The organism is Paenibacillus sanfengchensis (genome assembly GCF_036864765.1).
Taxonomy (GTDB): Bacteria; Bacillota; Bacilli; order Paenibacillales; family Paenibacillaceae; genus Fontibacillus; species Fontibacillus sanfengchensis.
Window position 1 is genome coordinate 16,408 of the sequence record NZ_JBAGJC010000011.1, and the last position, 13,810, is coordinate 30,217.

At 51.8% G+C, this 13,810-nt stretch carries 11 protein-coding genes; 6 read left to right on the top strand and 5 right to left on the bottom strand.

What is annotated here, in order from left to right; translation table 11 throughout:
- Positions 1 to 264: 264 nt before the first annotated feature.
- The 5 genes from dnaA to gnd all read right to left on the bottom strand — a co-directional run bounded on the left by dnaA (position 265) and on the right by gnd (position 6,683).
- A complete protein-coding gene (dnaA, locus tag V4U84_RS20065; RefSeq protein ID WP_334072707.1) occupies positions 265 to 1,611 on the bottom strand; it encodes a chromosomal replication initiator protein DnaA in 1,347 nt (448 codons plus the stop codon).
- Between the two features lie 487 nt (positions 1,612 to 2,098).
- Positions 2,099 to 3,646: a gluconokinase gene (gntK, locus tag V4U84_RS20070; protein WP_334077825.1), complete on the bottom strand. Its 1,548-nt coding sequence runs from the start codon at positions 3,644 to 3,646 to the stop codon at positions 2,099 to 2,101.
- Between the two features lie 46 nt (positions 3,647 to 3,692).
- The gene (locus V4U84_RS20075; RefSeq protein WP_334077826.1) at positions 3,693 to 5,054 is read right to left on the bottom strand and encodes a GntP family permease; all 1,362 of its coding nucleotides are present in this window, start codon (positions 5,052 to 5,054) and stop codon (positions 3,693 to 3,695) included.
- Between the two features lie 36 nt (positions 5,055 to 5,090).
- Positions 5,091 to 5,771 carry a GntR family transcriptional regulator gene (locus V4U84_RS20080; protein ID WP_334077827.1) on the bottom strand — a complete coding sequence of 227 codons (681 nt, stop codon included), beginning with the start codon at positions 5,769 to 5,771 and terminating at the stop codon, positions 5,091 to 5,093.
- Between the two features lie 12 nt (positions 5,772 to 5,783).
- Entirely contained in the window at positions 5,784 to 6,683 is a 900-nt protein-coding gene (gene gnd, locus V4U84_RS20085; protein WP_334077828.1) for a phosphogluconate dehydrogenase (NAD(+)-dependent, decarboxylating), read from the bottom strand.
- A 359-nt stretch (positions 6,684 to 7,042) separates the two neighbouring features.
- On the opposite strand from gnd, the gene rpmH reads away from it, so the two are divergent.
- The 6 genes from rpmH to mnmG all read left to right on the top strand — a co-directional run bounded on the left by rpmH (position 7,043) and on the right by mnmG (position 13,807).
- The gene (gene rpmH / locus V4U84_RS20090) at positions 7,043 to 7,177 is read left to right on the top strand and encodes a 50S ribosomal protein L34 (RefSeq protein WP_040735642.1); all 135 of its coding nucleotides are present in this window, start codon (positions 7,043 to 7,045) and stop codon (positions 7,175 to 7,177) included.
- A 206-nt stretch (positions 7,178 to 7,383) separates the two neighbouring features.
- On the top strand, positions 7,384 to 7,734 hold the full coding sequence (gene rnpA / locus V4U84_RS20095; protein ID WP_334077829.1) for a ribonuclease P protein component: 351 nt from the start codon (positions 7,384 to 7,386) through the stop codon (positions 7,732 to 7,734).
- Between the two features lie 75 nt (positions 7,735 to 7,809).
- Positions 7,810 to 8,703: a YidC/Oxa1 family membrane protein insertase gene (locus V4U84_RS20100; RefSeq protein ID WP_334077830.1), complete on the top strand. Its 894-nt coding sequence runs from the start codon at positions 7,810 to 7,812 to the stop codon at positions 8,701 to 8,703.
- On the top strand, positions 8,700 to 9,425 hold the full coding sequence (gene jag, locus V4U84_RS20105; protein ID WP_334072701.1) for an RNA-binding cell elongation regulator Jag/EloR: 726 nt from the start codon (positions 8,700 to 8,702) through the stop codon (positions 9,423 to 9,425). The genes V4U84_RS20100 and jag overlap by 4 nt, the downstream gene beginning before the upstream one ends.
- Before the next feature lie 979 nt (positions 9,426 to 10,404).
- Complete coding sequence (gene mnmE / locus V4U84_RS20110; RefSeq protein ID WP_334077831.1) at positions 10,405 to 11,784, top strand: tRNA uridine-5-carboxymethylaminomethyl(34) synthesis GTPase MnmE; 1,380 nt, start codon at positions 10,405 to 10,407, stop codon at positions 11,782 to 11,784.
- A gap of 136 nt (positions 11,785 to 11,920) precedes the next feature.
- Entirely contained in the window at positions 11,921 to 13,807 is a 1,887-nt protein-coding gene (mnmG, locus tag V4U84_RS20115; protein ID WP_334077832.1) for a tRNA uridine-5-carboxymethylaminomethyl(34) synthesis enzyme MnmG, read from the top strand.
- Positions 13,808 to 13,810 lie beyond the last annotated feature (3 nt).

The following is a 13,810-nucleotide window of genomic DNA, read 5'->3' on the forward strand; positions in this document are numbered from 1 at the left end:
CATATATTTGATTTTAGCAAGTAAATGCAATTTCCGCTAATCCGAACTGAAATGGATAGAAAACCGGAGCTTAATAGCCGGTTGATCTCAGCATAGGTTGTACTGCTCTTCCCGTGGCGGCTTGGCCGCTATTTTATGATGATGTATATCTTTAAAATATATAGAAGAAGTAGTAGGGGCCCTGAATATGTGGATAACGGAACAAAATATATGAAATGAAGCCTATCCACATGTGAATATCATGTGCATAGGCTTATAGCTTATTCAGGATGAATTTTTGATTTTCTCCGTAATGTTGTTGATAACTTTATAGAGATCCTGATCGGTTTTCAACTGCTGGGATATTTTTTCGTGGGCGTGAATGACCGTGGTATGATCCCGTCCGCCGAAGGCATCCCCGATTTTGGGAAGCGAGAAATCCGTTAATTCCCTGGATAAATACATGGCGATTTGACGGGGAAAAGCGATCGCCTTGGTCCGTTTCCGGGCTTTAAAATCCTCCAGCCTCAAGTTGTAATATTCGCCGACTTTTTGCTGGATATCCTGAATTGTAATCATTTTCGGCCGGCTCGATGGAATGATGTCCTTCAGGGCTTCGGCGGCCAAATGGGTGGTGATATCCTGATTGATGAGGGAAGAGTACGCCACCACGCGGATCAGCGCGCCTTCCAGCTCCCGGATGTTCGTATCGATTTGGTTCGCGATATACATCATCGCTTCATTCGGAATATCGAGATTCTCCGCTTTCGCTTTCTTGCGCAGAATCGCGATCCGGGTTTCCAGATCCGGCGGTTGGATATCGGTGATCAGCCCCCATTCGAACCGGGATCTGAGCCGGTCTTCCAAAGTCGGAATTTCCTTGGGCGGCCGGTCACTGGATATGATGATCTGCTTGCGCTCCTCGTGGAGTGCGTTGAAGGTATGGAAAAACTCCTCCTGCGTTGATTCCTTGCCGGCGATAAACTGGATGTCGTCAATCAGCAGGATATCGATGTTCCGATATTTGTTGCGGAAGCTCTCCGCCCGGTTATCCCGGATGGAGTTAATGAATTCGTTCGTAAATTTCTCGGATGAGATGTAGACCACCTTGCTGCTTGGACTATGCTCCAAAATATAGTGACCGATGGCGTGCATCAAATGCGTCTTGCCGAGACCTACCCCTCCGTATAGAAAAAGCGGGTTGTAGGCGCGCGCCGGCGCTTCGGCAACAGCCAGCGAGGCAGCGTGCGCGAACCGGTTGCCGGAACCGATAACGAACGTATCAAAGGTATATTTGGGATTCAGCATATTGGAAACGCTTTCCTCCAGCTGGACGGGTGCGGGGGGTTCCTTGTAAACCTGCGTCTGCTCGGGCGCGGCGGATTCCTCAATCACAAAGGATACGTCAACCTGTTTGCCGAGAAATTCGAAAACCGTGGTTGCGACCAGTTTCGTATAACGGCTCTCCAGCCATTCCACAGCAAAAGTGGTGGGGGCGGAGATGACGATCGAACGATCGTTCAGGGATACGATTTTGGTGGCTTTGAACCAGGTATCGAAGCTGGGTTTGCTGAGTTTTGTATTAATGATGGATAAGATTTGCTGCCATAGGTCGGAGGTATGGCTATCCACAGACGGTCACTCCTTTAAAATCTTCCAATTGTGGCATGAGCCATGCAGAAAGGGTCGAAAAAACATAAATAAAGGGGACATTTATCCCCATGAGTCAGTAAAGTGGAATGATTATAAACATGGATAAATTTGAATTGTTCACAATGTTATCCACAGGCTGTTAATAATTTATGGCTTTAAAATAGATATTCACACCAAAAAACAATATAATCATAGCAAAAGAAGGCTTATATTTCAATGCGTTGCTGTTTTTTATCCACAAATTCAATAACTTGTGTATAATTTTAACCCACAACACTACATATTGTTTATAAATTGTTTAAATTTCGACATCATCCGAGTTGTTTTGAATAGAATTATACACAGGATATCCAAAAGTCCGACATTTTCCCAAATGGGGTTGTGAATACTTCTTATAGACAAAAAAGACGGCTCTCCGAGAAAAACTTCGGAGACCGTCTTTTTTCAGGTGCGAGTGTTTCGTTCCTTAATCGTATTTCAGGCCGCGCTGGAATTTGGCGATCGCTTCGTAATCCTCCTCCAGCTTGCGGGAGATCCGGATATAGATCGGGAGGAGTTCCTTGTACACCGTGGCATGCTCTTTGATTGGCGAATGCTCGAAGGTGCCGCCGACCATGTCGGAAACGGCGTCAAAGGAATCAATTTTGCCTAGCGCGTACAGCCCCAGGACGACTGCGCCGAGACAAGAGCTTTCGATGCTCTCGGGGATGACGACTTTTTGGTCGAAGATGTCGGCCAGCATCTGACGCCAGAGCGGGGAGCGGGCAAATCCGCCCGTGGCTTGGATTTTTTTCGGCTCTCCAATCTGTTCCTCCATCGCCAGCAGTACGGTGTACAAATTATATATGACGCCTTCCAATACGGCGCGGATCATATGCTCTTTCTGATGATGCAGCGTCAAGCCGAAAAACGAGCCGCGGGCGTTCGGGTTCCATAAAGGAGCTCGTTCGCCGGCCAAATAAGGATGAAACAGGAGGCCGTTCGATCCCGGCGCCACTCTTTCGCCAATTTTGGTCAATACATCGTAAGGGCTGATCCCCAGCCGTTTGGCGGTCTCCACCTCGGAAGCGGCGAATTCATCGCGCACCCAGCGGAAAATCACGCCGCCGTTATTGACCGCTCCGCCGATGACCCAGTGTTTTTCGGTCAGCGCATAGCAGAAGATACGGCCTTTGGGGTCGGTTTTCGGACGATCCACGACCGTACGGATGGCGCCGCTCGTTCCGATCGTCACGGCGACGACCCCGGGGGCGATGGCGTTCACGCCCAGATTCGACAGCACGCCGTCACTGGCCCCGATGACGAAGGGAGTGGAGGGGAGGAGCCCCATTTTTTCGGCATAAGATTCGGATAGTCGTTTCATGATGTGGGTGGTCGGTACCAGAGTGGACAGTTGATCCGGCGTGATGCCGGCGACCCGCAGCGCTTCCTCATCCCAATCCAGCCGCTCCAGGTTCAAAAGTCCGGTGCTGGAGGCGATGGAATGATCGACGACGTATTCTCCGAACAGCTTCGCAAAGACATATTCTTTTATGGAGATGAATTTAAAGGTTTGCTTAAAAATATCCGCTTTGTCATGGCGCAGCCACAGCAGCTTGGATAGCGGAGACATCGGGTGAATTGGGGTTCCGGTGCGCAGGTAAATCTCATGTCCTCCGAGCTCATTTTTTAATTTTTTCGACCATTCGACGCTTCGATTGTCCGCCCAGGTGAGACACCGCATCAGCGGCTTGCCGGATGGGTCGATCGGGATGACGCTATGCATAGCCGCGCTGAAGGAAACGAGCAAAATCCGCTCCGGCGCGGCATTGCTTTGCGTCATGACATGCCGAATCGCATTCAGGACGGCGCTGAAAATTTCCTCCGGATCCTGCTCGGCAACGTCGGCCGCTTCGGTATACAGCGGATATTCTTCATTGGCGAAGGCGACGATGGTCCCGTTTTCTTCGAATAACACCGCTTTGGTGCTTGTCGTTCCAATATCCACGCCGATCATATAAGCTTTTTGTTCCATCCGATATTACCCTCTCTCTCCATGTTTGAATATTTTTATCATTATATTAGAAAAAAGCGTTAATGAGGAGAATCAGTCCCAATCCCACAAGCGAAAGGATCGTCTCCATGACGGTCCAGGATTTCAGCGTCTGCGGAACGGTCATATTGAAAAACTCCTTGACCATCCAGAACCCCGCATCATTGACGTGCGAAAGCACGATGGAGCCGGCACCGGTGGCCAGCACGACCAGCTCGACGTTGACGCCGGGCGACAGGGCCAAAACCGGGGCGACAATCCCCGCGGCGGTCGTCATGGCGACGGTGGCCGAGCCGGTCGCTACCCGAATCAACGCGGCGACGAACCAGGCGAACAGGATGACATTAATATGCGCGCCTGTGGCGATTTCGGCAATAGCGCCGCCGACGCCGCTGTTGATCAGCACCTGCTTGAAAGCGCCGCCCGCCCCGATAATCAGGACGATCGTCGCGATCGGAGCCAGACATTCGCTCGTAAACTTCGAAATTTCATGCTTCGTAAAGCCTCGGGAGAAACCGAGCGAAAAAAAGGAAAAGACGACGGCGATCATCAGGGCCATGATTTCATGGCCGATAAATTCGCAGAACAGCGTAAAGCTGCTTGTGGCTTCCGGATCCAGGATGTCGGCGATCGATCCGATGAGCATCAGCAGGACAGGGAGCAGAATCGTAAACAGCGTGATGCCGAAGCCCGGCAGCTTACGGGTTCCTTTGACGGCGAACTGCTCCGCCAGTTCGGCGGGCGGCTGCAGAACGATGCGTTTACCGATGAACCTGCCGAAAACAGGACCCGCGATAATCGCGGTCGGGAAGCCGATCAGGATGGAGTACAGAATCGTTCGGCCGAGGTCCGCGCCATACGCGTCGATGGCGATCATCGGAGCCGGATGCGGTGGGACGAGTCCGTGTACGGTGGACAGTCCGGCCAAAATCGGGATGCCGATTTGCAGCAGCGACATTTTCGTTTTTTTGGCCACCGTAAACACAATCGGGATCAGAAGAATGACGCCGACCTCGAAAAAGACGGGAATCCCGACGATAAAACCGACGACCATCATCGCCCAATGGACTTTCTTTTGCCCGAACCGGTCTACAAGCGTCGTGGCGATTTTCTCGGCTCCGCCCGATTCGGCCATCATCTTGCCGAGCATGGTGCCAAGAGCGATGACAATCGCGATGGTGCCCAGCGTACCCCCAAGCCCGCTCGTAATCGAGCCGACGACGTCAAGCGGCTGCATGCCGGCCAGCAGGCCCAGCAAAAGTGCGGAAATTAGCAGTGTCACGAATGGGTTCCATTTGTATTTGGAAATGAGAACGACAAGAAAAACAATCGTCACCAGGGTCCAAAATAACAAGGTGGCGTTGTGGCTCATGTTGAATAACGTGCTCATGGTGTTCCTCCTTCTATTTTTACCCCTTTTTTACTACTATTTCGTTTCCTTCATGCTGGTATGCACGGTGTTTACCGAATCGGCGAAATACTCCTCAATTCCGGCCGCGATCACCGCCGGGTTCCGGGATTGCAGCTCTTTCAGCAGCTTGCGGTGCTTCTCCACCACATAGCTGATTTTTGGTTCGCCCCCGAAAAATACCTCTTCGGTCGTCATCAACATCACGGTCATCACAATGGGCCTGATGCTGGACCAAAGGTGCAACAGCCTGGCATGGTTGGCCGCGGTGATGATGTGCTCGTGGAAAGTGAGGTCTTGGTAAGCGAACTCCACGACATCCCGATACTTGGCTGCTAGCTCCATCTTGTCGACAATTTGCTGGAGAACGGCGATTAGGGGTGCGGGATCGGTGGAGGCAAGCCGCCGCCAGGAGAAGCTTTCGATCAGGTAACGGACGTCATACAGCTCCTCGATATCCTTTACCTGCAGGCCGTTAACGACGGCACCCATTCGCTGCAAAGTGATCAGCCCTTCGCTGGACAGCGTTTTCAAGGCTTCACGAACCGGGGACCGGCTTGCCGAGAACTCGGCGGCAATGCGGTTCTCGGACAAGACGGTACCGGGCTGAATGGTGCCGTTAATGATCTGAAGGCGCAGCTCACAGGCGATAAATTCCCCCAAGGAGCTGCCCTTCAGCCAGGAAGACGGGAATTTCATAACGTCGTTCCCTTATTTGGCCGATTCCACGGCATGGCCGCCGAATTCGTTGCGTAGGGCGGCAACGACTTTACCGTGGAACGTGTCGGATTCAAGGGAGCGGTAGCGCATAAAGAGGGACAAGGCGATGACCGGAGCGCTGGCTTGCAGATCCAGGGCCGTTTCAACCGTCCACTTGCCTTCGCCGGAGGATCTCATCACGCCGCGGATGCCTTCCAGCTTGGGATCTTTGGAAAAGGCGTTCTCCGTCAGCTCCATGAGCCAGCCGCGAATCACCGAGCCGTTGGACCAGACGCGCGCCACGTCTTCGAAATTGTAGTCAAACGGGCTTTTCTCCAGCAGTTCGAAGCCTTCGGCGATCGCCTGCATCATGCCGTACTCGATTCCGTTATGCACCATCTTCAAAAAATGGCCGCTGCCGTTTTTTCCGGCATATAGATAGCCTTTGTCGACCGCGATATCCCGGAAAATCGGCTCGATCGTCCGGAAAACCGCCTCGTCGCCGCCGATCATAAAGCAGCCGCCTTGATTGGCGCCTTCAACACCGCCGGAGGTACCCACATCAAAGAAGTGTATGCTGTGAGCGGACAATTTTTCGGCGATGTCCAGCGAATCTTTGTAGTGGGAATTACCGCCGTCGATCACAATATCTCCGGGGGAGAGCAGAGGGATTAAGGAGTCCACCACCGATTGAACCGCGGGACCGGCGGGAACCATCACCCATACGATACGGGGAGCTTCCAGCGATTGAACCAGCTGTTCCAGGCCTGACGCGGGAACCGCACCTTCTTTGGCGGCGTTTTGAACGGCTTCGCCATTCATGTCAAACGCCACCACCTCATGCTGATGATGCAGGAGATTAAGCACAAGGTTGTACCCCATTTTGCCAAGACCGACCATGCCCAATTTCATAAATTTCAACATCCTTTCGCAATTGGTATACTTGTATACAACTTAATTATGATTTATCTTACTCCGATCTGTTGCCGCTGTAAATCATGTAAGAAAGCGATTTCTTCCGAAAAAACCATCTTATAAATACTTTTCCACATGTGCATAACTTCTATTCCGACGTAAAAACTAGAAGGTTGTGGAGAACTTTTCGAATAAAATATGCACAGGCTCCGAAAAATCACAAATTGGCCCAGAAAGAAATGCCGGGCTCTGTTGACTTTTCAGGGGGGTTATGATTAAATGTAAAAAGGCATTTTCTGTGGATATGAAAATGGTAAATATACAGTGATCGATTCCTGTTAAGGGGGTGCAATACATTGAAACCGACATTTAAGCCGAATGTGAGCAAACGTAAAAAGGTTCACGGTTTCCGCAAAAGAATGAGCACGAAAAACGGCCGCAAGGTTCTCGCTGCTCGCCGTCAAAAAGGCAGAAAAGTATTGAGTGCGTAATGCGTGCATGAAGACCACTACGGTGGTCTTTTTTTACATTGTCATAGATGTGTTTGAACCGGAGCCCCGCAAAGTCGTCTTGAAGAAGCAGAGGTGTAACCGCCTAACTTTGTGGGGTTCTTTTGTATCGTTTGCCGCAGATGGGACATGTCTATAACTACAATGACAGCCAGCCCTTCAGGGGCTTGACCGAGGAGAAGAAGCTCGTGCACAGAAAGTTAAGATTACGAAATCGGGCAGACTTCAACCGGGTGTACCGGTACGGAAAATCTTTTGCCAATCGTCAGCTCGTCGTTTATTATTCGACCCGGCCCGAGATCGAACGTTTCCGGCTCGGCGTGTCTGCCAGCAAGAAGATCGGCAATGCGGTCGTCCGTAACCGGATGCGGCGTATGCTGAAGGAGATCGTCCGTCTGCATGAAGCGGAAATCCGGGATCATTTGGATCTGATTCTGATCGTTCGCAACGGGGCGGTCGGTATGGAGTACAAAGAACTGGAGAAAAGCGTGCTTCATGTCCTGCGTAAAGCCGCGCTGCTCAAGCCTTCCGGACGATAAGCATGCTTGTTTCTTTGTCCCATTAAATATGGTATGATTTACGATGTATGGATAGGTTAAGAGAGGGGTTTTGAAGTGTCGCGTCTTACAAAAAATCAAAAGAAATGGCTCCTGCTTATCCTCGCAATCGGTCTAATGGCCGTACTGGCGGGGTGCGGCGCGAATCCAGCCAATCACATGAGTACTACCGAGGACATGCGGACAAGCGGTTCCTGGTGGACGGCGAATGTTGTTTATTATTTTTCATTAGCTTTGGATACGTTTGCGAAATGGTTCGGCGGGGCGTATGGGTTGGCGATTCTCGTGATGGTGCTGATCGTGCGGACGCTCATTCTGCCGCTTACGTTGAAGCAGGTGAAGAGCTCAAAGGCGATGCAGGCGATTCAGCCGCAAATTCAAAAGATTCGCGAGCAGTATAAGGACAACCCGGAGAAGCAACAGCAAGAGACCATGAAGCTGTTCCAGGAAAACAAGGTAAATCCGATGGCCGGCTGTTTTCCGCTTATAATTCAGATGCCGGTGTTCATCGCTCTATATAACTCGATTTATTACAACTCGGCGATCGCGGGTCACTCGTTCCTCTGGCTGCAGCTCGGCCAGCCGGATCCATGGTATATCCTGCCGATCGTAGCGGCGCTGACGACGTTCATTCAAACGAAGATGATGTCGAACATGAACCCGAGCGGCATGCAGGGCCCAATGCAGTTCATGATGTTTATCTACCCGGTTTTGATCTTCGTCATGGCGATGAATTTTGCCGCGGCGCTTCCTTTGTACTGGATTTTCAGTAACTTGTACACTATCGGGCAGAACTTCTTTATTTACCGCAAGAAGGACCCGGTTGTTGCGGCTAATGTTGCCGGAGCGGGGGCAAGTTCAGTGCCTTCCGGAAAGTCGAAAAAGGGCGGTTCTAATTTAAAAGCCGGTCATCCCGGTAAAAGTGCCAAGGGGGCCAAAAAATCGAAATGAACAAGATCGTGACGTCAGGAAAAACCATTGAAGCAGCTGTAAAACAAGGATTGGCTAAGCTCGGCACCACCGAGGACAAAGTCACCGTGAATGTGTTGGAGCAGCCATCAAGAGGATTCCTGGGACTGATTGGCGTAAAGGAAGCCAAGGTCGAATTGACTTTACTTTCCGAGCAAGAGTCATCGGTTCCGCCGCAAGGGACCACGCCGGAGAAGCAAGCGACGGTGTTCCCGAAGGAGCAGCCCGAGAAAGAGGCTTCCCCTGGACAGGATCCTTATGAAGCGGCGGCGTCATTCATTAAGGACGTCGGTGAGAGCATGGACATTCATGTCGATGTAGAGATCGTTCACCGGAAAGACAGCACGGTCCTAAACATTTCAGGGAACGACCTTGGCGTACTGATTGGCCGCAGAGGGCAAACCCTCGATTCGCTGCAGTATTTGGCTAATATCATTGCCAATCGGTACTCGGACAGCTTTATTCGTTTGACTTTGGATGCCGAGAATTTTCGGGAACGCCGCAAAAAGACCCTGGAGGACTTGGCCGAGCGTCTGGCCGCCAAGGTCGTTCGAACCCGGAAGGAAGTTTCCCTGGAACCTATGTCTCCCCAGGAGCGCAAGGTGATTCACTCCAAACTTCAAGATCATCCGGAGGTCAAAACGTACAGCAAAGGCGACGAGCCCAACCGGCGGGTCGTGATTACATTGAAGCAAAGCAAATGAAGTGTGAAATGCAATGGCGTCTTGCTCCGGCAAATGTCATTGCTTTTCTTTTAACTAAGGATTCTCAACCCACCCAAACCCTCCCTTACCGTAAGGGAGGGCCCCCAGGGCCGGCAGCCCTCGGGACACCCGCAAGGGGAGAAACGTAGGAGTTACAGAGGCGCTCCTGCCTGCTGTCCCCTACGGGGATGCGCTGAACTGTGATGGTGGGCACGCTTTTCCCCCTACGGGCCCGTCTTACTTAAGGTGCACCCGTGCCACCTGAGGGTTGGAGGCACTGCTGCTTTCGGCGCCCCCGGGTGAACTGTAGTGGAAACAGCCGCTTTTCTCCCCGTTGGGGCACGCTTTACGGTAGAGCTCCTACGGGAAGGAAGGCGGTAAGTTAGTGGCTGGGAGTAAGGTGGTGGAAAGAGGGCGCTGTCCCTGCGGGATGCGCTTGCTGTTGGGCAGAACATTTCCTAAAACGGGGCTTTCGGTCGTTTAGGATATACTTATTGGTGAGGAAGATCATTCGGGCTGTGAAGCGCCAAGGATTTACCTATGGTTTTAGAGGCCGCCCCGAAAGCGCGAGGGGCTTGTGCCCGCAGAATGGTGAATCACCAGCGGAGCAGGGCCGAATGAATCTGGAGAAGCGATAGCGCTCGCCTTTGCCATTGGATTGCCTCCGAGTTAGGTTGAGGTGAATGAAGCAATCCAAGGGCAACAGCGATCGGAAGATCATTCGGGCTGCGTAGCGCCCAGGATTCACGACTCAGGGTTTGGCAAGCACGGTGAATCACCAGCGGAGTGGGGCCGAATGAATCTGGAGAAGCGGTAGCGCTCGCCTTTGCCATTGGATTGCCTCCGAGTTAGGTTCAGGTGAATGAAGCAATCCAATGGCAACAGCGATCGGAAGATCATTCGGTCTGCGAAGCGCCAAGGATTCACGACTTAGGGTTTCGCCCACCGGCATTATTATTAAAATTCGAGGTGACATACCATGCTTAGCGATACAATAGCCGCAATCTCGACTGCGGTCGGCGAGAGCGGAATCGCCGTAATCCGGGTCAGCGGCCCGGAAGCGATCGGCGAAGTGGGGCGGTTGTTCCGCTCCAGAACGCCGTTGTCGGAGGCGGAGAGCCACACCGTACATTACGGGTTCATAGTGGACCCCGTGACGGACGAGAAATTGGAAGAGGTGCTCGTTTCCCTGTTTCGGGCGCCGCGTTCTTTTACGACGGAAGATGTAGTGGAAATCAGTACGCATGGGGGCATCATATCGGTAAAGCGCGTGATGGATCTGCTGCTGCAGCAGCGGGGGATTCGCCTGGCGGAGCCGGGGGAATTTACGAAGCGCGCTTTTTTGAATGGACGGATCGATTTGTCCCAGGCGGAGGCGGTCATTGATTTGATCCGGTCGAAATCGGACCGCGCATTTTCGGTGGCGTTAAAGCAGGTAGAAGGCGATTTGTCGCGCAGAATCAACGCTATGCGGCATACCTTGGTGGAGACGCTCGCGCATATTGAAGTGAACATCGATTATCCCGAGCATGATGTCGAATCGATGACCATGGAGTTCATCAAGGACAAGTGTACGGAAGTGACGGCGCAGATTGAGGGGCTTCTGAAGACCGCGAACCAAGGGAAAATCCTCCGGGAAGGGATTACTACGGCCATTGTAGGACGTCCGAATGTCGGAAAATCTTCATTAATGAATGCTTTGGCCCGTGAAAATAAAGCGATCGTCACCGATGTTCCGGGAACGACGCGAGACGTGATCGAGGAATATGTCACGATTAACAATATTCCGTTGAAGCTGCTCGATACCGCGGGAATCCGTGAAACGATGGATGTGGTGGAAAAGATCGGTGTGGAGCGGTCAAAGGCGGCCGTATTGGAGGCGGACTTGATTTTGCTGGTGCTCAACAGTGCCGAACCGCTGCATGAGGATGAATTGAAGCTGATGGAGCAATTGAAGGGCAGACCGACACTCGTGCTATTAAATAAAATCGATCTTCCCCAACAGCTGGATCGCGCTCAAATCAAAAATTATTTCCCGGAAAATGCTGTGGTCGGGTTGTCCGCCAAAACCCAGGAGGGTTTGGATCATTTGGAGGATGCCATTTCGGAGCTGTTTTTTGGAGGCAAGCTGGAGTCCGGCGATCTGACTTACGTCAGCAATGTCCGGCATATCGCGCTGCTGAAAAAAGCCAAGCAGTCGCTGGCCGACGCTTATGAGGCGGCAGATAGCGGTGTTCCGATCGATATTTTGCAAATCGATGTGCGTTTGGCTTGGGAACAGCTTGGGGAAGTGATCGGCGATTCCGCGCCGGATGCGCTGATTGATCAAATTTTTTCACAATTTTGCCTGGGAAAATAATGATTCCAACGTATGCAATTTGCCGGATCATGGTATGATGATGGAGATTGATGGATTATTTTAAATTTAAAATATACGTGTGGAGAACACGAAGCGAGATATAGAGGTTCACACTTACGTTTAGGAGGTTTGCAAGATGGGTTATGTTGCCGGAAGTTATGACGTTATCGTCGTAGGGGCGGGGCATGCCGGCTGTGAATCCGCTTTGGCGGCGGCCCGGATGGGCTGCAGCACGCTGATGATCACGATCAATCTGGATATGGTGGCGTTTATGCCGTGTAATCCGTCGATCGGCGGTCCGGCGAAAGGCCATGTGGTGCGCGAAGTGGATGCGCTCGGCGGGGAAATGGGCCGCAATATCGACAAGACGTTCATCCAAATGCGGATGCTGAATACCGGGAAGGGGCCGGCCGTTCATGCGCTGCGGGCGCAGGCGGATAAGTTTTTGTACCAGCAAACGATGAAGGAAACGATGGAGCGGGAACCGAACTTGACGATGCGCCAAGGTATGGTAGAGGAGCTGATCGTAGAGGACGGCCAATGCGTCGGTGTGATCACCAAGACAGGCGCGGAATACCGGGCTAAGGCCGTGGTGCTGACAACCGGCACGTATTTGCGCGGCAAAATCATCATGGGCGAGCTTATGTATGAAAGCGGACCGAACAACCAGCAGCCTTCCGTTAAATTGTCGCAGAACCTGAAGGAATTGGGCTTCGAATTGGTGCGGTTCAAGACGGGGACGCCGCCGCGGGTTCACAAGGATAGCATCGATTTTTCGCAAACGGAAATTCAGCCGGGGGATGAGAAGCCGAAGTTTTTCTCCTATGAAACGAAGAGCTCGGATAATGAGCAATTGCCTTGCTGGTTGACGTACACTTCCTCGGAAACGCATGAGATCATCAATGCCAATCTGCATCGGGCTCCGATGTTCTCCGGTGTGATCGAAGGGACGGGGCCGCGGTACTGTCCTTCTATCGAGGACAAAATCGTCCGGTTTGCGGATAAGCCGAAGCACCAAATTTTTCTGGAACCGGAAGGAAAAAACACATCCGAATATTACGTGCAAGGGTTCTCAACGAGTATGCCGGAAGATGTCCAACTGCAGATGCTGCGGTCCATTCCGGGCCTGCAAAATGTGGAGATGATGCGGACCGGGTATGCCATCGAATATGACGCGGTCGTTCCGACGCAGCTCTGGCCGTCGCTGGAGACGAAGCGCTTGCCGGGGCTGTTTACGGCAGGACAAATCAATGGAACTTCCGGATATGAGGAAGCGGCCGGCCAAGGCATCATGGCGGGCATCAACGCGGCCCGTAAAGTCCAAGACAAAGAGCCGGTAATTCTCGACCGTTCTCAAGGCTATATCGGCGTTTTGATCGACGATCTTGTTACGAAAGGGACAAACGAGCCGTACCGGCTGTTGACCTCGCGGGCGGAGTATCGTTTGCTGCTGCGTCATGATAATGCGGACTTGCGTTTGACTCCGATCGGTTATGAAATCGGTTTGGTTACACAGGAAAGATATGTCCAATTTTTTGATAAAAAGGAAAAAGTTGAGAAAGAAATCGAACGACTGAGGGAGACGAAGGTTCGTCCGTCGGACATTAACCCGCTGCTCGAATCCATCGGTTCGGCGCCGATTCAGGATGGAAGCAACCTGTTGACAATTCTTCGCCGGCCTGAAGTCACTTATGCACATGTGGGTAACTTATTTCCGTCTGAAATAGATTTGGACGACGATATGAAGGAACAAGTAGAAATTCAAATTAAGTACGCGGGTTACATTGAGAAGCAATTGCTTCATGTGGAAAGACTGCAAAAAATGGAGAAGAAGAAGATTCCGGAAAATATCAATTATGAAGATATTCATGGATTGGCGATGGAAGCTCGGCAAAAACTGGCGAAAATCCGTCCGATCTCGATCGGTCAAGCTTCCCGGATTTCCGGTGTAACACCGGCGGATATCTCGATACTGCTCGTATACCTGGAGCATTATAATCGGGTAACGGCGGCAGGAGGGTGATCT